Genomic DNA, 22,393 nt, shown 5'->3' with positions numbered 1-22,393 from the left:
TGGAGCGCCAGGCTCCGCGGGGGCCTGGCGCATCCCGGTTGCCGTATCTGTCTATCTGTCAGCGCATCAGCGGCCCAGCCGGCGGCGGTGCATCCACACCATGGCGGCGAGCAGGGCCGACAGGAGGACCATGCCCCACTCCGACAGCGTGGGAATGGCATTGGCGTCCACCGGGGCGGGTGCGAACCGGAACACGGCCGCGCAGTCCGCCGCCACGGACGGGATGGTGTAGGCGGTGAAGTTCGCGTTGAAGCTGCCGCCACCGCAGGTGCTGGAGGCATCCCATGCAGCGCGCATGCCCTTGACAGGCGACAGCACGATCACCGCGTTCGTCCCCGGCATGACGGACTGCGTCGCAGGGCTGACGGTTCCGCCGCCGGAAAGGACGGAGGCCGCCACCACCGGGTTCGGCACGAAGGCAAATACCGCGGAGCAGTTGGCCGCCACGCCGGGGACGGTGTACACCGTGCTGTCGGCATTGAAGCTGCCGCCCGTGCAGGTGCTGGAGCCATGCAGCGTCGCATGCAAACCCGCGGCGGGAGACAGCGTGACCACCGCGCTGGCGCCGGGTGGCACGGACTGCGCACCGGGACTGACGGTACCGCTGCCAGAAAGCACGGAGGCCGTCACCACCGGGTTCGGAACGAAGGCGAACGACACGGAACAGGCTGCCGCCACGCCCGGGACGGTGAACACCGTGCTGTCGGCATTGAAGCTGCCGCCCGTGCAGGTGCTGCCTGCCGCCAGGGTGGCGCGCTGGCCGGCGCCTGGAGTGAGCGTGACGACGGCCGTGCCCCCCACTGCCACCGATTGCGACGCAGGCGTGACGCTGCCGCTTCCGGATGCCACGGAAGCCGTCACCGCCACGGGCGCCAGGAAACCGAAGTTCACCGTGCAGTCGGCAGGCACCGGGGCAATGGTATAGGTGGTGCCGGACCAGGTGCCTGCGGGGCAGGAGCCCGTGGGCGGGGCGCTGGTGTAGCCGGTGGTCGGCGTCACCACGTAGGACACGGAGCCCCCGTTCAGCACCGTCTTCGGCGCATTCGGCGTGATGGCGCCGCCGGTGCCCACCGACGGCGTGACCGTGGCCACGCCGGAGTTCACGAAGCTGAAGTTGACCACGCAGTTTTGGGCAATCGCGTTGGTCGTGTAGGTGCTGCCCACCAGCGCGCCGCCAGTCTGTGCGCCGCCGGCGGCGCAGTTGTCGGTGATGACCGGTGCGTAGCCCGCATTCGGCATGACCATGAACGAGGTGGTGCCGCCCGGTGCGACAGGCTGCGTCACGGCAGGGGTCACGGAGCCGTTGGCGCCCACCACGGGCGTCACATCCAGGGGGATGGTGAAGCTCGCGGTCACGGTCTTGGAAGCATCCATGGACACGGTGCAGCTGGTGGCCGCGCCCGAGCAGCCGCCGCCGCTCCAGCCCGTGAAGATGGAGCCGGCCGGCGCCGTGGCGTAGAGGATGACCTCGGCGCCGCCAGGCTGGTCGGAGGCGCAGCTGGCTCCGCAGGAGATGCCCAAGGGCACCGAAGTGACCGTGCCCGTGCCGATCGTGTGAACCTGCAGGTTGAACAGCCCCGCCCCCACGGGATCGGAGTCGGTGGCCGTGTTGTTGGAGCTTTCACGGTCCCGCACGCCAGCCGGTGCCGTCACCGTGGCCGTGTGCCGGATCGTGCCTGCGCCGCTGGCGGACGGGTCGGCCTGGGCCGCGATGGTGTAGGTGAGCGTTCCACCCACCGGCACCGGGTCCGGCAGGGTCTGGCTCACGGGCCCCGTGCCCGAGGCCAGCGGGCACACGGCCCCGCCCGATGCCGCGCAGGTCCATGCGATGCCGGTCAGCGATGCCGGGGCCAGCTCCTGGACCATGGCGCCAGCCGGCACCGCGGTCGGGCCGAGGTTGGTCACCGTCATGGCGTAGGTGAGGGCCTGCCCCCAGATCACGGCGTTCTGTCCGTCGGACAGGGCCACGCTCAGGTCGACCAGGGGGTCCGTGGTGATCTGGCTCTGGACCAGCGGCCCGAGCAACGGCGATATCGCATCGCCCACGATGGAATAGTTGCCGTGGTTGATGGGGCCGGTGGTGAGCGCCGGCGCCACGAACGACAGCTGGAGCATGCCGCTGCTGCCCGGGTTCAGGGTTCCCAGGGGGCAGGAGATGCTATCGATCTCGTTGCCCGCGGTGCCGGACACACTGGTCGTGCACGCGGCGGGCACGGAGCCCGGATCGATGCGCAGATTCCTGGGTGTTCCCGGCGTGTTGTCTTGCGGGGACACGATGGTCACCACGGTGCTCGTGAGAGGTACGTCACCCTGGTTCGAGTACGAATAGGTGTAGTCCACGCTGCCGTTGGCAGCCGCGTACTCCGGCGCATCGGCCTTGATGCCAGGGCCCGGCAGGTTGGTCAGGCCGGCCCCCGAATCCACGTAGATGTGGCCCGAGTGCCCGCTCTGGCTGCAGCCCGCCGCGATCACGGTGACCTTGACCTGATCGCCCACATCCAGCACGCCCTCCCCGGGCGCGATATCGATGGTCTGCCAGTTGGTGTACTGGAAGCCCCCCACGGTCTGCCAGGGCACGCCGGACTGGCCCGAAAAGTTGAACGTGTAGAACAGCTGCTTGTTCTTGGTGACGTTGTACACCTCGACAAAGAAGTAGGGCTGCTCGTGCCCGGAGTGTCCGGGGTTCTGCAGCACCGGGGCGATGGCGAAACGCACGTGCGCCTTGCCGTCCGTCGGGTCCACGTCGGCCAGCGTCATCACGGCCGTCTGGTCGATGGCGGCGGCGCGGTTCTGGGCGCCCAGGTAGTTGACGCGCGCGCTCTTGGCCCCATAGAGCGGGAAACGCACTTGCCCACTGACGTTGATGTCGGAGTCATTGCCCACGGCATCGGTCGGCGCGGGCGTGGAGGTGGTGTTGGGCGTCAGCCCCAGATCACTCTCCGAGCCGGGCGGGAAATTGGCCAGCGCAATGCCGGCACCGGGCACACGCAGGTGCCGGATGTTCCAGCTGTCCAGGTCGCTCTCGAAGCCGCCATTCACGAACGCCGCGTGCGCGGAGCCTGCGGCGGCGAGCAGGGCGAGCCCCCCCAGCCACAGCAGCGCCAGGCGGCGCAGGAAGCGGGACATGCTGCCGCGCAGCCCGCCCAGGAAAATCTCAGTGGTCAATTTGCCGTCTCCTCTTGAATCAGATCTCTGTCGTCGAAACCTGCGGGCCGAGTTCGGCCCAGGCTGCGCCCTGCCGGGACGGCATGCGCAACCATGAAATGGGTGGGGTGGTGGTGGACCGAGGCTCGGGGCACCCGGTCAGCGGGCTTGCGCCAGGGGGGTCAGCTCATGGTGCGAACACGAGCCCTTTTCCAAAGACCGCCCTGACCGGCAGGGCCAGGCCGGTGTCGTCCAGCGTCTTGCGGCGCAGCCGGGTCAGTGCCGATTCGATGCGGTGGAAGTCATCGTCGAGATTGCGTCCGCCCACGGCCTGCGCGAGCGCCTGCTTGCTCACGACCACGCCGGGGTTCTCCAGCAGGCAGGACAGCAGCTCCAGCTCCCGCGTGGTCAGCGAGACGACCTGCTGGTTGGGGGCCCGCAGCGCGCCGCCCACGGTGTCCAGTTGCCACGGCACCGCCGCCAGCGCATCCCCGCCGCCCTGCAGCCGCTTGTTGCGCAGCTGCGAACGGATGCCGGCCACCAGCTCCTGCATGTCGACGGGCTTGACGAAATACTGCAGCGCGCCAGCCTCCAGCCCTTCGATCCGGCTGTCCAGGTCTGCGCGCGCCGTCATCAGCACGGTGGGCACCCCTTGCGCCGCCAGGCGGGTGAGCAGGCTCAGCCCATCCTCGCCAGGCAGGCCGATATCCACGACCACGAGATCGGCGCGGGCGCGCAGCAGGCGCACGTAGAAATCCTCCGCCGACTCGGCCCCCCAGGACTGCAGGCCCGAGCGCGCCAGATAGCTGCATACATTGCTGCGGATGTCCTCGTCGTCTTCGACGACTGCGATGGTGGGTTGAGCGGACATTGAGACGGTCAATTGGGGTGCGAAACAGTTTGATACGTACTATTGTGTCAGTGCCTTTTGCACCGAGCCATGCACGAATACTCACGAATACTCACAAGCCCCAGGCGCCGCACGGCGGTGCCTTGGCACGCCAGGGCGCTTGCCGCGTGCCTTCTCCTGTTTTTCTCCTGCGTGCTGGCGCGCGCGGGCGAGCTGCCGCCGGATTTCCGCTTCCAGCTGGGATGGGACATCCCCATGGACCGGATCGACGATCCGCTCGGCCGGATGGGGCCGGGCGATGCGGCCGCGGCACCCGTCGGCGAAGGGTCGTCGCGGCTGCACCATTCGTTGAATGCGGGCTACCTCGGCCATCCGGTGTGGCTGCGTTTCCAGGTGCCGTCCCTGCCCCCGGATGCCGAACCCGGGGCACTGTGGCTGCTGGCGCAGCCCACCTATCTCGACACGGTCACGCTCTACCAGCGCAGCGCCACGGGGGACTGGTCGGCGCAGGAGAGCGGCGACCATGTGCCGGCCCCCCGGAAAGCCGGCGTCCGCCAGCACCTGTTTCGCCTGGCACCCGGTGCCATGGCGCTCATCCGCATCCAGACCAGCAGCGCCATGCAGTTCCAGGGCAGCGTGCTCGGCGCGCAGGCGCTGGGCGCCAGCCTGGCGGATGCGGAACGCGGCATGGGCCTGCACTTTGGCGCCGTGGCGGCCTTGCTGCTGGGCATCTGGGCCGCGGCGGCCATCTTTCGCACCCGCGCGCTCTTTGCCCTCGCCGTTCTGGGCTCCGTCAGCGTGATCCACATCTTCAACGTGCGCGGCTACTCCAGCCTCTGGGTTCCTGCGCCGTGGACGCTGTGGGCCAGCCATTCGGTCGGGATCGGTGCATTTGCCCTGGCGGCCACGCTGGCCTGGCAGATCAGGGAGCAGCTGGCGAACACCGGCCGCCACCGCCGCACCGGCAGGTGGCTGATGGCGCTCGCAGCCCTGAACCTGGCGGGCATGGCCAGCGTTCCGCTGGGCTTCTACGGGTCCGTGGCATGGGTCAACCTGCTGTCCCTGCTGGCCAGCGACGTGATCGCCATCGTCCTGTGCGTGCTTGCCCTGCGCACGCGCGAGCGGCGGGCCCTGCACGCGCTGCTGCTCTCGGCCTATGGCCTGCACGCGATGGCCGGAGTGCCCATCGCCATCATCATGACCGGCGCGCTGCACTGGAACATCGACGCGACGGCACTGTGGCAATGGGAGGTGATCCTCTTTACCGCGATGATCGCGTGCGCCGTCTTCGTGGGCATGGTCCTGCGCTACCGCGACATCCAGCGCACCAAGGACCTGGCCATCGAACGGCTGGCCCAGTCCGAGCAGTCGCTCGAAGAGCGCATCGGACAGCGCACGGCGGAGCTGTCGCAGGCGCAGGACGCCCTGGGCCAGGCCCTGGAAAACGAACGCGCCCTGCGGCTGGAGCAGCGGCAGTTCTTCCACATGATCAGCCACGAGTTCCGGACCCCGCTCGCGGTGGTGGACAGCGCTGCCGCGGAACAGCAGGCCTTCCCCTCCGCGGATATCAACGCGCAGAAGGACCGGGCAGCGCAGATACGGCGCGCCTGCCGGCGCCTCGCCTCGCTGGTGGACAGCTGCCTGATCAGCGAACGGATGGACACGGCGGGTTTCTCTCTCCAGGCGTCGCCGGTCAACACGGCCGACCTTCTGGAGCATGCGGCGCAGCTGGTCCACTGGTCTCCGCGCCACCACCTTCGCCTCTTCACCGACCTCGCTCCGCCGGAGTGGGTCTGCGACGGGACACTGGTGCGCATCGCGCTGTCCAACCTCGTGGACAACGCGGTGAAGTACGCATCCGCAGGGGAAATCTTCATTGCGGCGCGCAAGGGCGAATCCGGGCTGCTGGAAATCTCCGTGGCGGACGAAGGCTCGGGCATGTCGCTGGAGGTCATGAACCGCATCTTCCAGCGCTTCGAACGCGGAGACCGCACCGACCAAAGCAAGGGTTTCGGCCTGGGCCTGTGGGTGACCCGCCGCATCGCACGGCTGCACGGGGGCGACATCACCGTGGAATCGCGGCTGGGCGAGGGGACCTGCTTCACGCTGACCCTGGCCACACAGCCCATGGCCTCCGGCAGCGCCCACCACCAGCGGCAGGTCCGGGCCCGGGGCGAATCATCCTGGGCAACCTGACCCCCGCAGGCGAGCCGCGCCCGGGCGGCCCCCGCAAAGACCTGGAGCTGGTTCTCAGGCCAGCAGGCGCGAGGACTTGGGCACGTGCGCCATCAGGAACTCCATCTGGTCGGCCAGGATCCGCCGGTTGCGCAGGATGAAGTCCTCCCACAGGCTGGGCACGTAGGGCGCGTACAGCAGTGGCATATGCGCCTGTTCGGGGGTGCGCGGCCCCTTGCGGTGGTTGCAGGGACGGCAGGCCGTGACCACGTTCATCCAGTGGTCCTGCCCGTTGCGCGCGAAGGGCACGATGTGCTCGCGCGTGAGGTTGTCTTCGTGGAAATGCCCGCCGCAGTAGGCGCACACATTGCGGTCGCGGATGAAAAGCTTGCTGTTGGTCAGGCCGGGCTTGAGGTCGAACGGGTTGATCGTGGGCACGCCCTTGGTGCCGATGATGCTGTTGACGGCAATCACCGACTGTTCACCCGTCACGGCGTTGTGCCCGCCGCGGAACCGGGCGATCTGGCCGCCGGATTCCCAGCGCACCTCACCGGCGGCGTAATGAATCACCGCCTGCTCGAGCGAAATCCACGATTGGGGCAGCCCTTGGGCCGACAGCTTCAAGACCTTCAAAACACGCCTCCTGGAACGGTAAGTACACAAGGATTCGGAACGCTGATGTCTCGCGGGCAGCCCCGTAGCGGGCCGTCCGTGGGTCACAATATACTCCGTTTTCATGACAAATTGGCGTCTTGCGCTTGATGCACCTGCGCATGCTGCTATCAAAAAGATAACAAACCGATGAAGATCTTTCGCGGATTCCACCATCCTGGCATCGCCCGCTCGTGCGCGCTGACCATCGGCAATTTCGATGGCGTGCACCGGGGCCACCAGGCCATGCTCGCCCTGCTCAACAGCGAGGCCGCCCACCGGCAAGTGGACAGCTGCGTGCTGACCTTCGAGCCCCATCCGCGCGACTACTTTGCCGGGACGCTGCACAAGCCCGAGCTGGCGCCCGCGCGCGTCGGCACGCTGCGCGACAAGCTCACGGAGCTGGCGCGCTGCGGCGTGCAGCAGACGGTGGTGCTGCCTTTCGACGCGGCGCTGGCCGCGCAGTCGCCCGAGGCCTTCATCGACGAGGTGCTGGTGCAGGGGCTGGGCGCCCGCTACGTGCTGGTGGGCGATGACTTCCGGTTCGGGCGCCAGCGCGCGGGCGACTACGCCATGCTGGACGCGGCCGGCCAGGCCCGGGGCTTTGACGTGGCGCGCATGAACAGCTACGAGGTGCACGGTTTGCGCGTCTCCAGCTCCGCCGTGCGGCAAGCGCTGGCCCAGGGCGACATGGACGCGGCCGCGCGCCTGCTGGGACGGCCATACACCATCTCGGGCCATGTGGTGCATGGCCGCAAGCTCGGGCGCGAGCTGGGCGCCACGGCCGAGGGCGCGGGCGACGGCTTTCGCACGCTGAACCTGCGCTTTGCCCACTGGAAGCCCGCCGCCAGCGGCATCTTCGCCGTGCTGGTGCACGGCCTGGGGCGCGAGGGCGATGCCCCGCTGCAGGGCGTGGCCAACCTGGGCGTGCGCCCTTCGCTCGACCCCGACGACGTCAACGGCGGGCGAGTGCTGCTGGAGACACATTGCCTGCAATGGCCCGCCGAGCTGGGGGCCGAAGGGGCGTACGGTAAAATCGTGCGCGTGGAACTGCTGCACAAACTGCACGACGAGCTCAAGTACGACGGTCTGGCTGCCCTGACGGCGGGCATCGCCAAGGACTGTGCGGATGCGCGCGCCTACTTCGCGTCGGCCCAGGCACCCAATCACACCGAGACCCGGCGCCAGACCACGCGCGACCGAATTTGAGGGGGCTGCCTGCGCAGCGCCTGCCCGGCAGGCCCGACACCTCTTCACGCCTCCTCTTTTCCCGTTTTCTCCGGGCCTGCCCCGGAATGCCCCGTTTTAAGGCTCCCTCATGTCCGACAACGCCAGTACCACCGAATCCACCGCCACGGACTACCGCAGCACCCTGAACCTGCCCGACACCCCCTTCCCCATGCGCGGCGACCTGCCCAAGCGCGAGCCGGGCTGGGTCAAGGAATGGGAAGACAAGGGCCTGTACAAGCGCCTGCGCGACGCTCGCTGCGGCGCGCCCAAGTTCATCCTGCACGACGGCCCGCCCTACGCCAACGGCCAGATCCACATGGGCCACGCGGTCAACAAGATTCTCAAGGACATGATCACCAAGGCGCGCCAGCTCGAGGGCTTCGACGCGCTGTACGTGCCCGGCTGGGACTGCCACGGCCTGCCGATCGAGAACGCCATCGAGAAGAAACACGGCCGCAACCTGAGCCGCGACGACATGCAGGCCAAGAGCCGCGCGTTTGCCACCGAGCAGATCGCGCAGCAGATGGTGGACTTCAAGCGCCTGGGCGTGCTGGGCGAATGGGACAACCCCTACAAGACCATGAACCCCGCCAACGAGGCGGGCGAAATCCGAGCGTTCAAGCGTGTGATGGAGCGTGGTTTTGTCTACCGCGGCTTGAAGCCCGTGTACTGGTGTTTTGACTGCGGTTCGTCGCTGGCCGAGTTCGAGATCGAATACCAGGACAAGAAGAGCACCACGCTGGACGTGGCCTTCAAGGCGCACGAGCCCGCCAGGCTGGCGTCCGCGTTTGGCCTGCCCGCGTTGACCAAAGACGCCTTCGTCGTCATCTGGACCACCACCGCCTGGACCATCCCCGCCAACCAGGCGCTGAACCTGAACCCCGAGATCAGCTACGCGCTGGTGGACACCGGCGAACGCATCCTGCTGGTGGCCGAGCCGCTGGTGGCCTCGTGCCTGGAGCGCTATGGCCTCACGGGCAGCGTGCTGGCCACCACCCTGGGCAAGAACCTGGGTGGGCTGGAGTTCGAGCACCCGCTGTACGACGTGAAAAGCGAGGACGGCAGCCAAGGCTACCAGCGCCTGTCCCCCGTGTACCTGGCCGACTACGCCACGGCCGACGACGGCACCGGTATCGTGCATTCCTCGCCCGCCTACGGGCTGGAGGATTTCAACTCCTGCGTGTCCCACGGCCTGGCGCTGGACGACATCCTGAACCCCGTGCAGGGCAACGGTACCTATGCGCCGGACTTCCCGCTGTTCGGCGGCCAGCACATCTGGAAGGCCGTGCCCGTCATCATCGAAGCACTGCGCGATGCCGGCCGCCTGATGGCCACCAAGGAGATCACGCACAGCTACCCCCACTGCTGGCGCCACAAGACGCCGGTGATCTACCGCGCGGCCGCGCAATGGTTCATCCGCATGGACGAAGGCGAAGGCGTCTTCACCCAGCCCGGCATGAAGCCTGCCAAGACGCTGCGCCAGATCGCGCTGGACGCCATCGAACACACCAGCTTCTACCCCGAGAACGGCAAGACCCGCCTGCACGACATGATCGCCGGGCGGCCCGACTGGTGCATCTCGCGCCAGCGCAGCTGGGGGGTGCCCATCCCGTTCTTTTTGCACAAGGATTCGGGCGAACTGCACCCGCGCACCATGGAAATCATGGACCAGGCGGCCGACATCGTGGAAAAGGGCGGCATCGAGGCCTGGAGCCGCGTGACGCCCGAGGAAATCCTGGGCGCCGAGGACGCGGCCCGCTACACCAAGAGCACCGACATCCTGGAGGTGTGGTTCGACTCGGGCTCCACGTTCAGCCATGTGCTGCGCGGCACGCACCCCGACGTGCACCACGACACGGGCCCCGAGGCCGACCTGTACCTGGAAGGCCACGACCAGCACCGCGGCTGGTTCCACAGCTCCCTGCTCTTGGCATCGGCGCTGGAAGGCCGCGCGCCCTACCGGGGCCTGCTGACCCACGGCTTCACCGTGGACAGCCAGGGCCGCAAGATGAGCAAGTCGCTGGGCAACGGCATCGATCCGCAGGAGATCAACAAGAAGCTGGGCGCCGAGATCATCCGCCTGTGGGTGGCCGCCAGCGACTACTCCGGCGACATCGCGGGGGACGAAAAGATCCTGGCCCGTGTGGTGGATGCCTACCGCCGCATCCGCAACACGCTGCGCTTCCTGCTGGCCAACGTGAGCGACTTCGACCCGGCCAAGGACGCCGTGCCGTTCGACCAGATGCTGGAGATCGACCGTTACGCCCTCACCCGCGCATCCGAGTTCCAGGCCGAGGTGCTGGCGCACTACAAGGTGTATGAGTTCCACCCCGTGGTCGCCAAGCTGCAGCTGTACTGCTCGGAAGACCTGGGCGGGTTCTACCTGGACGTGCTCAAGGACCGCCTGTACACCACCGCGCCCAAGAGCCTGGCGCGCCGCAGCGCGCAGACCGCGCTCTACCAGATCACGCATGCCATGCTGCGCTGGATGGCGCCGTTCCTGTCCTTCACGGCCGAAGAGGCCTGGAAGTTGTTCGGCCAGTCCGACTCCATCTTCGTGGAAACCTATGGCTCCATCGCCGGGGCCGACGAGGGCCTGCTGGCCAAGTGGGGGCGCCTGCGCGAGATCCGCGATGCGGTGAACAAGGAGATCGAGGCGCTGCGCGCCGCCGGCCAGGTGGGCTCTTCGCTGCAGGCCGTGGTCACCCTCACGGCCGCGCCCGAAGACCATGCGCTGCTGGCCAGCCTGGGCGACGACCTGAAGTTCATCTTCATCACCTCTGCTATTGAATTGGTAGCTGGTAGCGCACTGCAGATCAGCGTCAAGCCCAGTTCTGATGCCAAATGCGAGCGCTGCTGGCACTACCGCCCCGACGTGGGGCAGGATGCCGCGCACCCCACCATCTGCGGCCGCTGCACCAGCAACCTCTACGGGGACGGCGAAAGCCGGGCGCACGCGTGATGGCGCGCGGCGCGGCACTGGCGGGGCGCTCCGGCGCGGGCATGTGGCCCTGGCTGGCCTGGGCCGTGGTGCTTCTGGTGGCCGACCAGATCACCAAGACCTGGATCATCCAGAACTACCAGCTGGGCGATGCCACGTTCATCACCAGCTTCTTCAACATCGTGCGGGCGCACAACACCGGCGCGGCGTTCTCCTTCCTGCGCGACGCGGGCGGATGGCAGCGCTGGCTGTTCACCGGCATCGGCGTGGCGGCCACGATCTTCATCGTGTGGCAACTGCGCGCGCACCCCGGCCAGAGGCTGTTCAGCTTCGCGCTGTCCAGCATCCTGGGGGGCGCGGTGGGCAACGTGGTGGACCGGCTGATGCACGGCTACGTCGTGGACTTCCTGGATTTCCACTGGAATTTCCTCGCCGGGATCTTCCACGGCGGCCATTTCCCGGCCTTCAACCTGGCGGACACGGCCATCAGCGTGGGGGCCGCCTGCCTGATCCTGGACGAGCTGCTCAGAGCGCGGCGCGCGCGCTGAAGCAACACCCCCGCTCCCTGCATCCCAGGCCCGCCGCGCGCGGGCCTTTTGCCAGGCGAAAGGCGGGGAGCGGATTCACCGGCAGGGGCCTGCCCCACCTGTGTAGTGCCCGTGCGGCAGGCGCCACACGCCGTGCCCCGCCCGGCAAAACCCGGACTGCTATCCATGCTATGGAATCGGGAGTATGCTTATATGTCAGTTTTGTGACAAATGACGGAGGGGTGCCTTGCCCGCGCCCGCCCCGCCCCGGAAGCCGCGCCGCCCGGCACCGCAGACCCGTCTGCCCTGGCCTCCGGGCACAAAAGTGAACACGCCACCCTGGCCAGGGGCGCATGATGTGCCCTGCGTCCGCCGTGGGCCAGGCGCCGCGTTTGCGCACGTCACAAGAAGAAGAAACAACGGTTTTCCATGAAGCATCTCTTGAATCTCCTGGCAGCGGTGTCGCTGCTGATCTGGGGCACCCACCTGGTGCGCACCGGCATCCTGCGTGTATTCGGCGCCAACCTGCGCCAGCTGATCGCGCACAGCGTCAGCAACCGGTTCACGGCCGTGCTGTCGGGCATCGGGGTGACCGCCGTGGTGCAGTCGAGCACCGCCACGGCGCTGATCGTGTCGTCCTTCGTGGGCCAGGGCCTGGTGGGCCTGCCCGCCGCGCTGGCCGTGATGCTGGGCGCCGACGTGGGCACCAGCGTGATGGCCGTGGTGTTCTCCATGGACCTGTCCTGGCTCTCGCCGCTGTTCATCTTCGCGGGGGTGGTGCTGTTCATCTCGCGCAAGGACACGGCGGCCGGCCGCGTGGGCCGGGTGCTGATCGGCCTGGGCCTGATGCTGCTGGCGCTGCGCCTGATCACCGAGTCCACCACCGTGCTGACCCAGTCGCCCACCGTGCGCACGCTGCTCTCCGCGCTCACCAGCGACCTGCTGCTCGAGATTTTCACGGGCTCGGTGCTCGCCATCGTGGCCTATTCCAGCCTGGCCACGGTGCTGCTCACCGCGGCCCTGGCGGGCTCGGGCGGCATCCCGCCCGACGTGGCGCTGGGCCTGGTGCTGGGCGCCAACCTGGGCAGCGGCGTGCTGGCGGTGCTGACCACGCTCAAGGCCGACGTGCAGACGCGGCAGGTGCCGCTGGGCAACCTGATCTTCAAGATCATCGGCGTGGTCATCATGACGCCGCTCACGGGGCTGTGGCTGCAGCACGTGCGGCCCTACGTGCCGGAAATCGCGACGCTGGTGGTGCTGTTCCATCTGGCGTTCAACATGGTGGTGGGCATCATCTGCATCGGCCTGACCGGCACGGTGGCCCGCGCGGTGCAGCGCCTGCTGCCGCAGGAGAAGACCCAGGCCGCGGCGGGCACGCGCCCCCAGCACCTGGACCCTTCCGCCCTGGCCACGCCCTCGCTGGCCATCTCCTGCGCCGCGCGCGAGGCCCTGCACCAGGCCGACGTGGTCGAGTCCATGCTGCTGGGCCTGCACAAGGTGATCCGCACGGACGACCTCAAGCTCGCACAGGATCTGCGCAAGCTCGACGACGAGGTGGACGGCCTGTACTCGGCCATCAAGTACTACATGACCAAGATCTCGCGCGAGGCGCTGGATGAGCGCGAAGGCCGCCGCTGGGCCGACATCATCAGCTTCACGATCAACATGGAACAGATCGGCGACATCATCGAGCGCGTGCTGATCGACATCGAGGACAAGAAGATCAAGAAGGGCCGCCAGTTCTCCGAGGCCGGCATGGAAGAGATCAACGAGCTGCACGCGCGCCTGATCGACAACCTGCGCCTGGCGATGAGCGTGTTCCTGAACGGCAGCGTGCGCGATGCGCAGAAGCTGCTAGAGGAGAAGGCCCGCTTCCGCGACCTGGAGCACGCGTATTCGGCCACCCACCTGGCGCGCCTGTCCGACAACACGGTGCAAAGCATCGAGACCAGCTCGCTGCACATCGACCTGATCAGCGAGCTCAAGCGCATCAACTCGCTGCTGTGCTCGGTGGCCTACCCGATCCTGGAGTCGGCGGGCGCGCTGGCGCCCAGCCGCCTGAGGGCCATGGTGGACCAGGCCTGAGGCGGCGGCTTGCGCCCCGGCGGCCCGCCGCCCTGGCACAGGGGGCAGCGCCTGCAAGGGCCGCCGCGTCAGGCGCCCAGAAAGCCCGCGATCACCAGCCCGGCTTCCAGGGTGAACGCCCCTTGCGCCACCTGTTCGCGCAGGCTGTCGAGGGAAAGCAGATCGAACCGCTCGACCTCCCCGTCCTGGTTGCAGGGCTCCAGGCCATCGGGCACCTGGGCGCGGAACCAGTCGATGCGCTCCACCATGAAGCCCACGCCCCCGCCCTCGCGGCTGGGCCGGCTGAACAGCACGTGGCCGCCGTGCGCCACGCCCGCCAGGGCTTCGATGCGCAGCCCGGCCTCCTCCCAGGTCTCGCGCGCCAGCGCCTGCGGCAGGGTGTCGGCGGCCGCCACCATGCCGCCCATCAGCGTATCCCACAGGCCCGGGTTGTTGGGCTTGGTCAGCGCCCGCTTTTGCACCCACATGCGGCCGTCCGGGGCCAGCCCCACCAGGTGCACGGCCCGCGTGGCGATGCCCAGCACGCGCACGGCGCCGCGCTCCACGGTGGCCACCACGTCGCCCTGCGGATTGCACACGGCCAGTTGCTCATTGCGCCAGGGGCCGCACCGGCCGGCGCCCCGCAGCACCGCCGCCAGGGCGTTGAGCGCCTCGGTGGCCCCTCCCGGGGGCGATTGCAGGTGCCAGGCGGGTGCCCCCTGATGCTCTGTTTTTGATAGCTCGAAGCGCTTGTCGATGGCGCGCGAGGCACCAATCTGCTCCAAGAACCCTTCGGCCACCGAGCCCACCACCTGCCCGGCCGCCAGCAAGGCTTGGCGGGACTGGGCGGCGGGCTGCCGCGCGGCCTGCCGGGCGCCCGCCAGCCAGTGCCCGAACGGCGTGCTGCCGTGCGCCGCGCTCACAGCGTGAGGATGGTGGAGCCGGTGGTCTTGCGCGCCTCGAGGTCGCGGTGCGCCTGCTGCACCTGCGCGAGCGGGTAGCGCTGGTCGATGTGAATCACGACCTGCCCGCTGGCCACCACGCTGAACAGATCGTCCGCCATGGCCTGCGTGCTCTCGCGCGTGGCGATGTGGGTGAACAGTGTCTGGCGCGTGACGTACAGCGAGCCCTTGGCGCCCAGCGCGCCCGGAGCGAACGGCGGCACGGGGCCCGATGCATTCCCAAAGCTGGCCATGAGGCCAAAGGGGCGCAGGCAGTCGAGGGACTTGTCCCACGTGTCCTTGCCCACCGAGTCGTACACCACCTTCACGCCCTGGCCGGCGGTGATCCCTTTCACGCGGGCCGCGAAGTCCTCGGTGTTGTAGTTGATCGCATGGGCCGCGCCATTGGCCAGCGCGAGCTGGCACTTGGCGTCCGAGCCCGCCGTGGCGATGAGGGAGAGCCCGAGCGCCCTGGCCCACTGCGTGGCGATCAGCCCCACCCCGCCGGCGGCGGCGTGGAACAGCACGTGGTCGCCGGCCTGCAGGCCTTGCACGGGCAGCGTCTTCTTGAGCAGGTACTGCGCGGTCAGGCCCTTGAGCATCATGGCCGCGCCGGTTTCGAAGCTGATCGCGTCGGGCAGCCGGCACACGCACCTGGCGGGCATCACGCGCTGCTCGCAGTAGCTGCCGGGCGGCTGGCTCGCGTAGGCCGCGCGGTCGCCCACCTTCAGGTGCGTGACACCTTCGCCCACGGCCTCGACCACACCGGCGGCCTCCATGCCGATGCCCGCGGGCATGCCGAGCGGGTACAGGCCCGTGCGGTGGTACACGTCGATGAAATTCAGGCCGATGGCGTGGTGGCGGATGCGGATCTCGCCGGGGCCGGGCTCGCCCACGGCGACGTCAACGATGTGGAGTTCTTCGGGACCACCGTGCTGGCGGATCTGGACGGCAAGGCTCATGGCTAACGCTCCTGTAACGGTGAGACAAACGGCGGCCATCCTGCCACGAATCCCGCGAGCCTGCCGCAGGCCGGGCTACTTGCCGGCGGGCACCGCCACGCCGCGATGAGAAGGCCCTGGGCGATGGCGGGTGGGCGTGTGGACGGCCGCGCCGCCCTGGGGCCTTGTGGCCGCGCGCAGCGGGGCGGCACGCGCGCCGTTACAGTCCAGCCCCATGACACAAAAACTCACGCCCGGCACGGCGGCGTTGCTGGTGGTACCGCCGATGCTCTGGGCCGGCAATGCCGTGGTGGGGCGGCTGGTGCACGACCTGATCCCGCCCCTCACCCTCAATTTCATCCGCTGGGTGCTGGCCTTCGGCATCCTGCTGCCCCTCGCGCACGGTGTGCTGCGCAAGGACAGCCCGCTGTGGCCGCACTGGCGCCGCTATGCGCTGCTGGGGCTGCTGGGCATCGGGCTGTACAACGCGTTCCAGTACATGGCCCTGCAGACCTCCACGCCCATCAACGTGACCCTGGTGGGCTCCAGCATGCCGGTGTGGATGCTGGGCGTGGGCGCGCTGTTCTTCGGCGCGGGCGTCACGCGGCGGCAGCTGCTGGGGGCGCTGCTGTCGATCTGCGGCGTGCTGCTGGTGCTCAGCCGTGGCGAATGGGCGCAGCTGATGGCCTTCCGGCTCGTGCCGGGCGACCTGTTCATGCTCCTTGCCACGATTTCATGGGCGTTCTACAGCTGGCTGCTGTCGCGCACCACCGAGCCCACCCGCATCCGCGGCGACTGGGCAGCGTTCCTGATGGCGCAGATGGTGTTCGGGCTCGCATGGTCGGGCAGTTTCGCCGGGGCGGAATGGGCCTCGGGCCGCTCGCACGTCGCATGGGGCTGGCCGCTGGCGGCCGCGCTGGCATTCATCGCGGTGGGGCCCGCGGTGCTGGCCTACCGCTTCTGGGGCGTGGGCGTGCAGCGCGCGGGGCCCGCCGTGGCGGGCTTCTTCGTGAACCTGACACCCCTGTTCGCCGGCATCCTGTCGGCCGCGTTCCTGGGGGAGACGCCCCAGCTCTTTCATGGCATCGCGTTCGCGCTGATCGTGGGCGGGATCGTGGTGTCCTCTCGCCGATAGCGCCGCTGCGGCGGCTCTACTCCTGCACCCGCAAGGTGCCGGCAGAGGACCCAAAACCCGGTTCTTGCGCCGGGAAGTCCGCCACGGTGGCGTTGTAGTTCACGCCCACCATGTGGCCGTTCAGGTCCGTGAGGTACATGAGGTTGCGGACGTCGGTATCGGCGGCCGGCGCGGTGCTGTCCATGCGCACCCAGGCACGCCCGCCAATGGTGACCAGCGAGGCGTCGCGCATCACCAGGCCCGGGGTGAGCCTGGGCAAGGTTGTTTCCATGGCGGACATGAACGCGGGCAAGGCATCGGGCGTGAGCGGTTTTTGCGCCATGCGCGACCAGGTCACGGCAACAGTGCTGCTGCGCCGGGCGTTGCCCCAGGCGGCCAGCGGCCTGCGCCCGTGCCGGCCGAACTTGGTCTGCAGCTCCTCGTCGGTGAGCGCGGTGTAGCCCGCCGGCGCCTGCAGCCGCAGCGTCCCGCTGGGGGTCTGGACGGCGACGGGCTCGGCGGCGGCCAGGGTGCAGGCAGCGGCTGCGGCACATGCCAGGGTGGCCCATGCAGCCAAGCGCCCGCGCGCCGTGGCGCTGGCGGCGGGGCGGGTGTGCGGAGAAGGGTGCATATCGGACCTCGCCATCAGCACAATGGAAAGAGCGAACGGAAGGAACACCATGCGGCCGGCGACTGGCGGCTCAGTCCGCTGCGCCGCCGGCGGCCGGGGGCGAGGTGGCGGCCTGGGCGGCCTGGGTGGCCTCGGCGGCGTTCTGCAGCAGGACTTCCAGGTCGGCTACGGGCCCGGGCATCCCGAGCAGGTAGCCCTGGAAGAGCTGGCAGCCATAGTCCGCCAGCAAGGTCTTCTGCGCCGGGGTTTCCACGCCTTCGGCGATCACGTCGAGCTCCAGGTTGCGGGCCATGCCGATGATGGTCTGCACGATCACGTCGTCGGTGTGCCGCACGCCCAGGTTGTGCACGAAGGACTGGTCGATCTTGAGCTGGTCCAGAGGCAGGCGCGTGAGGTAGGCGAGCGACGAGTAGCCCGTGCCGAAATCGTCCACGGAGAAGCGCACGCCCTTGGTCTTGAGCAGGCCCATCTTGGCGACGGTGTCGTCCACGTTGTCCAGCACCAGCGACTCGGTGAGTTCCAGCTTGAGCAGGTGGGGCCGCGCGCCGGTTTCCCGCAGCACCTCGACGACGCGGGCCACGAAATCGCGCTGGCGGAACTGGCGGGCGCTCACGTTGACCGACAGCTGCACATGCCGGTAGCGGGCATCGTTCTGCCACGCCGCCAGCTGCTCGCAGGCGGTGCGCAGCACCCAGTGGCCCATCGGCACGATGAGTTCGCTTTCTTCCGCCACGCCAATGAAATCGCCCGGGGCGATCAGCCCGCGGTCGGGATGGATCCAGCGGATGAGCGCCTCGGCGCCCACGATGCGGCCGTCCAGGTGGAACTGGGGCTGGTAGTGCAGCACGAACTGCCGCGCCGTCAGCGCCGCCTGCAGGTCCCCTTCCAGCTGGGCGCGCACGCTGATGGCGATCTGCATCTGCGGATCGAAGAAGCACAGCGCGTTGCGCCCCTGCGACTTGACCTGGTACATGGCGATGTCGGCCTGCTTGAGCAGATCGACCGAGGGCTGCAGCGCTCCTCCCATCAGCGTGGCGCCGATGCTGGGCGTGCTGTGGTGGGTGTGCCCCCCCAGCGAATACGGCGCGTTGAGCGTGCGCAGGATTTTTTCGCCCACGCGCCGGGCATGGGCAGCCGCCTCCTCGCTGTGCTGCGACAGCTCGTGCAGCATGACGACGAACTCGTCCCCGCCCAGGCGCGCCACGGTGTCCTCCCGCCGCACACAGGTCTTGAGCCGCTCGGCGACCTGGCGCAGCAGCAGGTCGCCCACTTCGTGGCCCAGGGTGTCGTTCAGGGTCTTGAAGTGGTCGAGGTCCAGGAAGAGCAGCGCGCCGTACTGCCCGCTGCGCAGGCTGGCCGCGATGACCTGCTGCATGCGGTCCATGAGCAGCCGGCGGTTGGGCAGGTTGGTGAGCGGGTCGTAGAAGGCCAGGCTTTCGATCTCGGCGCTGGCCCGGCGCAGGGCGGTCACATCGTGGTACGTGATGACCAGCCCCCCTTCGGGCGTGGGCCGTTCGGTGATCTGGATCGTGCGGCCATTGGGCAGCACCTGTTCATGGGGCTCCTGGTGCTGCTTTTGCTTGAGCAGGCGCAGCTCCACCCAGCGCATGCGCTCGTCCTCGCTGGCGCGCGGCAGGTGGTGGCGGGAGGTTTCCTCCATCACGCGCCGGAACGGCACCGTCGGCGCGATCACGCTGCGCAGCCACGGAAATATCTCCTCGAACCGGCTGTTCCACTGCACCACGCGGTACTCGCCGTCGAGCAGCAGGAAGCCGCTCACCATCGACTCCAGCGCCTGGTCCAGCGTGGCCTTGGACTGCGCGATCGCGATGCGGGCCTGGGAGATGCGGTCCAGGTAGCGCAGCGCCAGATTGCCGGCCGCTGCGATCATGGCCACGAACAGCAGCCCCGTGAGCGCGATGGCGTTGCGCTGCTCGCGCCAGCCCGCCAGCGCATCGCGCAGCGGGATGCTCGCGGAAATGCGCAGGTCCTGGTACAGGATGGGCCGGTAGACCACCAGCGCGGGCTCCCCGCTGAGGCGGGCCGGCGCTTTCCATTCCTGGCCCTTTTCCGCGAGTTCGTGGAGCGGCGGACTGAGCGTGGGCGTGATGGATTCCTCCCGGTTGGGCACGCTCAGCAGCAGCAGCCCTCCCGCGCGCTCCAGCGTGACCTGCAGGCCGCTGATGTCCACCCCCTGCACCAGCACCGAACTGAGCGCGCCGACGGGCACCTCCGCCACCGCGACCACGCGGGCGCTGTCGGCCATGCGCAGGTGGCGAGCGAAGTACAGCACGCGCTCGGACGTGGCGAAGCTCACCACCGGCGGGCTGATCATGAGGGTGGAGACGGGCTGCTCCAGCACCGTCGCCAGGAAACCGGGCGGCAACTGCACGGGCAGCGCGCTGCCGGCGGCGTCGGAGGACGCCATCGACTTGCCGTTGGCGTCCAGCAGGGCCACGTAGCGCACCATCAGGTTCTGCCGCGCCGAGCTGCGCAGCCGCTGGCTGGCCAGCTCGGGATCGATCCAGTCGCGCATGGCGCCGGACAGCCCGAGCAGTTCATCCATGCTGGCCAGCAGCACATCCACCGCTAGCAGGGACCGGTTGAGCGCCGCCTCGGCGCCCGCCACGAAGCGCGTGGCCTGGGCTTCGTTGTCGTCCAGCGCCACCTTGCGGGCGTTCCATGCCAGCGCGGCGGAGACCAGCACCACCGCCGCCATGAACACCGCCGCCCCGGCCCATACGAAGGCCTTGATCCGCAGCGGGGTGTTGGACTCACTCATTTCGCGGGGGCCGCCGCCAGGCCGCGGACGGGGCCGATCGTCTGGTTCCACACCTGGGCGCAGCGCACCCCGCAGCGCTGCACCCAGCGCGGCAGCACGGTGGAGGCGAGGATCTCGTGCCGGTTGCGCTCGTCCTGCGACGACACCGGCACCACCACCATGCTGCCCTTGCGGCCCCCCACGCAGGCAGGGGCCCCACGGTTGCAGGCCATGCCATCGGAGGTCTCGCGCTCGGACTCTTCCCAGATGGCAGCCTCCAGCCTGGGCAGCTCGCGCCGCAGCAGCGCACGCAGGTCGGGCGGCAGCGCCTCCCAGGCGGCCTGGTTGGCGCCGAAGATGGCCAGCCCCCAGGTCACGGGCAGCGCATGCATGTGCGAGGTGATCGCGGGCAGGCCCAGGGTGTTGCCCGACATGGTGCCGGTGATCGCGCATTCCGTGTTGCCCGCGGTGAGGCTGGGCACGATCTGCGCGAAACCGGTGAGCACCGGCACGCCGCCCAGCGCCCCGACGAAATCGGCCTGAGTGGAGGAGGACACCCGGGTGCGGCGCCCCGCCAGGTCGGCCAGCGCGCGCAGCGGCTTCTTGCAGAACACCACCTGGGCGGGGTACACGTACACCGCCAGGGCCTCCACGCCATGCTGGTCGCGCAGGACCTTCTCCAGGTAGGGCCGGAATGCCGCCAGCGTGGACTTGAGCGTGGCGATGTCGGGATTGAGGCCGGCCAGGTCGGGCGCGGTGTACTCGGGGTACTGGGCCGTGAATGAGCTCATGAGCGTCGTGCCGAAAGGCACCACGCCCAGCTGCAGCAGGCGCAGCATCTCGGCGCCGGGCACGCCGGCCCGGTCAAAGGGCACGATCTCGGCGTCGAACCGCCCGCCGCTCATGCGCAGCAGCTCCTTCGTCCAGAACGGCTCTTCCTGGCGGGTGTACTGGTTGATGCCCGCCAGGCCGCCCACGATGCGCAACTTGTAGGGCGCTGCGGCGGCCGTCGCCGGGGGCGCGGCCGTCTGGCCCATGGCCTGGGGCAGGCCGCCCAGCGCCGCGCATGCCGCGCACAGCAGCACCGCGGCGCGGCGGCGAAGGCGAAACCTCAGAGCGGGCATGGGCTGCATGGGGGGTTCTGGTACTGCAGCCCGCACGCGGACCGAGGCCATGAACGGAGCGCCTTCGCGCCCTGGGCGCGGCGAAACCCACAGCGGTATCGGCGGATACCGCATGGATTCGCAACGCTGCCCGGGAGGGGAGTGCGCAGTGTCATGTTCCGGTGCTTTCGGGTTGGAGGACTGGGGGCCCCATTCTTCACCAAGTTTTTCCACCCGGAGGAAAAGCTGTCGGCAAAATGCCACGAGGTACCACCGCAGAACCTGCCGCGCGCACAAGAACCCACCGCCCGCGGGTGGCCGGAAAGCACCCCGCGCCGCCCCCTCCAGCACGCAGCCCGGGCGCGCCAGCAGCGTTTTCGACGCGCAGGCTCAGGCAGGCGCCTGCGCCGCCGCCCGGATCAGAAGGTCAGAAAGTGCCCGGGTAGGCGCCGCCGTCCGCCAGCACGTTCTGCCCCGTCATGTAGCCCGCCTGCTGGCTGCACAAGAACGCGCAGATGGCTCCGAACTCCTGGGCCGTGCCGTAGCGCCCGGCCGGAATCTGCGCCTGCTGGGCGCTGCGCACGTCGTCCACGCTCTTGCCGGCCTTGCTGGCGGCCGCGTTCACGGTGGCGGCGAGCCGGTCGGTGTCGAACTTGCCGGGCAGCAGGTTGTTGATGGTCACGCCGCGCGCGGCGATCTTGCTGCGCGAGACGCCGGCCACGAAGCCGGTGAGCCCGCTGCGCGCGCCGTTGGACAGGCCCAGGATGTCGATGGGCGCCTTCACGGCACTGGAAGTGATGTTGACGACGCGGCCAAAGCCCCGTGCGGCCATGCCGTCCACCGTGGCCTTGATCAGTTCGATGGGCGTGAGCATGTTGGCGTCCACGGCCTTGATCCATGCGTCCCGGTCCCACTCGCGGAAGTCGCCCGTGGGGGGGCCGCCGGCATTGGTCACCACGATGTCGAAGTCACGCCCTGGCCCGCCGGCCACGGAGAACACGGCCTCCCGTCCGGCGGCGGTGGTGATGTCGGCGGCCACGGCCAGCACCCGTGGCTTTGGCTGATTCTGCCCGCCAGCGCTAGAACACTGTGCGGCTTCAGCTATCAATTGAGTAGCAGCCTGATCGAGGGCGTCCGCATTGCGGGCGTTGATGACCACATTGACGCCCTCGCGCACCAGGGCCAGCGCACAGCCATAGCCCAGGCCCTTGCTCGCGCCGCACACCAGCGCCCATTTGCCTGCGATACCCAAATCCATAACAATCTCCGGTTCTGACGGCTGCACCCTGCGGCCTTTGAAAACCATCATACGTGGAGAGT

15 protein-coding genes are annotated in these 22,393 nt (G+C 68.9%); 6 read left to right on the top strand and 9 right to left on the bottom strand.

Translation table 11 applies throughout. The features are described from left to right. Positions 1-66: 66 nt before the first annotated feature. Together AC07OC_RS13945 and AC07OC_RS13940 are read right to left on the bottom strand one after the other, a co-directional pair. Entirely contained in the window at positions 67-3,165 is a 3,099-nt protein-coding gene (locus AC07OC_RS13945; protein ID WP_494601531.1) for an IPTL-CTERM sorting domain-containing protein, read from the bottom strand. 166 nt (positions 3,166-3,331) lie between these two features. Continuing rightward, positions 3,332-4,015, bottom strand: coding sequence for a response regulator transcription factor (locus AC07OC_RS13940; protein ID WP_218340007.1), 684 nt, complete (start codon positions 4,013-4,015; stop codon positions 3,332-3,334). A 234-nt stretch (positions 4,016-4,249) separates the two neighbouring features. Between AC07OC_RS13940 and AC07OC_RS13935 the strand changes: the two genes are divergently transcribed. Beyond that, positions 4,250-6,190, top strand: coding sequence for a sensor histidine kinase (locus AC07OC_RS13935; RefSeq protein ID WP_218340006.1), 1,941 nt, complete (start codon positions 4,250-4,252; stop codon positions 6,188-6,190). A gap of 54 nt (positions 6,191-6,244) precedes the next feature. Here the strand turns inward: AC07OC_RS13935 and AC07OC_RS13930 are convergent, their stop codons facing one another. Next, on the bottom strand, positions 6,245-6,802 hold the full coding sequence (locus AC07OC_RS13930) for an HNH endonuclease (RefSeq protein ID WP_218295747.1): 558 nt from the start codon (positions 6,800-6,802) through the stop codon (positions 6,245-6,247). 168 nt (positions 6,803-6,970) lie between these two features. On the opposite strand from AC07OC_RS13930, the gene AC07OC_RS13925 reads away from it, so the two are divergent. The 4 genes from AC07OC_RS13925 (at position 6,971) to AC07OC_RS13910 (ending at position 13,603) form a co-directional block, all read left to right on the top strand. Continuing rightward, the gene (locus AC07OC_RS13925) at positions 6,971-8,029 is read left to right on the top strand and encodes a bifunctional riboflavin kinase/FAD synthetase (RefSeq protein WP_218340005.1); all 1,059 of its coding nucleotides are present in this window, start codon (positions 6,971-6,973) and stop codon (positions 8,027-8,029) included. A gap of 109 nt (positions 8,030-8,138) precedes the next feature. Further along, positions 8,139-11,012: an isoleucine--tRNA ligase gene (gene ileS, locus AC07OC_RS13920; protein ID WP_218340004.1), complete on the top strand. Its 2,874-nt coding sequence runs from the start codon at positions 8,139-8,141 to the stop codon at positions 11,010-11,012. Beyond that, positions 11,012-11,539: a signal peptidase II gene (lspA, locus tag AC07OC_RS13915; protein ID WP_218340276.1), complete on the top strand. Its 528-nt coding sequence runs from the start codon at positions 11,012-11,014 to the stop codon at positions 11,537-11,539. The genes ileS and lspA overlap by 1 nt, the downstream gene beginning before the upstream one ends. A 408-nt stretch (positions 11,540-11,947) precedes the next feature. Beyond that, positions 11,948-13,603 carry a Na/Pi cotransporter family protein gene (locus AC07OC_RS13910; protein WP_218295750.1) on the top strand — a complete coding sequence of 552 codons (1,656 nt, stop codon included), beginning with the start codon at positions 11,948-11,950 and terminating at the stop codon, positions 13,601-13,603. Between the two features lie 68 nt (positions 13,604-13,671). On the opposite strand, the gene AC07OC_RS13905 is transcribed toward AC07OC_RS13910, so the two are convergent. Further along, positions 13,672-14,505 carry an NUDIX hydrolase gene (locus AC07OC_RS13905; protein ID WP_218295751.1) on the bottom strand — a complete coding sequence of 278 codons (834 nt, stop codon included), beginning with the start codon at positions 14,503-14,505 and terminating at the stop codon, positions 13,672-13,674. Further along, a complete protein-coding gene (locus AC07OC_RS13900; protein ID WP_218340003.1) occupies positions 14,502-15,485 on the bottom strand; it encodes a quinone oxidoreductase family protein in 984 nt (327 codons plus the stop codon). The genes AC07OC_RS13905 and AC07OC_RS13900 overlap by 4 nt, the downstream gene beginning before the upstream one ends. Positions 15,486-15,699: 214 nt before the next feature. On the opposite strand from AC07OC_RS13900, the gene AC07OC_RS13895 reads away from it, so the two are divergent. After that, the gene (locus AC07OC_RS13895; RefSeq protein ID WP_218295753.1) at positions 15,700-16,599 is read left to right on the top strand and encodes a DMT family transporter; all 900 of its coding nucleotides are present in this window, start codon (positions 15,700-15,702) and stop codon (positions 16,597-16,599) included. A gap of 16 nt (positions 16,600-16,615) precedes the next feature. Here the strand turns inward: AC07OC_RS13895 and AC07OC_RS13890 are convergent, their stop codons facing one another. The 4 genes from AC07OC_RS13890 to AC07OC_RS13875 all read right to left on the bottom strand — a co-directional run bounded on the left by AC07OC_RS13890 (position 16,616) and on the right by AC07OC_RS13875 (position 22,331). Beyond that, a complete protein-coding gene (locus tag AC07OC_RS13890) occupies positions 16,616-17,209 on the bottom strand; it encodes a hypothetical protein (RefSeq protein WP_492245902.1) in 594 nt (197 codons plus the stop codon). A gap of 70 nt (positions 17,210-17,279) precedes the next feature. Further along, positions 17,280-19,991 (bottom strand): bifunctional diguanylate cyclase/phosphodiesterase, encoded by a 2,712-nt coding sequence (locus AC07OC_RS13885; RefSeq protein ID WP_255591084.1) that lies wholly within the window; start codon positions 19,989-19,991, stop codon positions 17,280-17,282. Beyond that, positions 19,988-21,094, bottom strand: a complete 1,107-nt coding sequence (locus AC07OC_RS13880; protein ID WP_370627786.1) for a TRAP transporter substrate-binding protein — start codon at positions 21,092-21,094, stop codon at positions 19,988-19,990. The genes AC07OC_RS13885 and AC07OC_RS13880 overlap by 4 nt, the downstream gene beginning before the upstream one ends. Before the next feature lie 406 nt (positions 21,095-21,500). Next, the gene (locus AC07OC_RS13875; protein WP_492253717.1) at positions 21,501-22,331 is read right to left on the bottom strand and encodes an SDR family oxidoreductase; all 831 of its coding nucleotides are present in this window, start codon (positions 22,329-22,331) and stop codon (positions 21,501-21,503) included. Positions 22,332-22,393: the final 62 nt, after the last annotated feature.

Source organism: Acidovorax sp. GW821-FHT10E04 (assembly GCF_059415185.1).
Note: the sequence above shows the minus strand (reverse complement) of the source record. Positions and strands in the feature narration are given on the sequence as shown.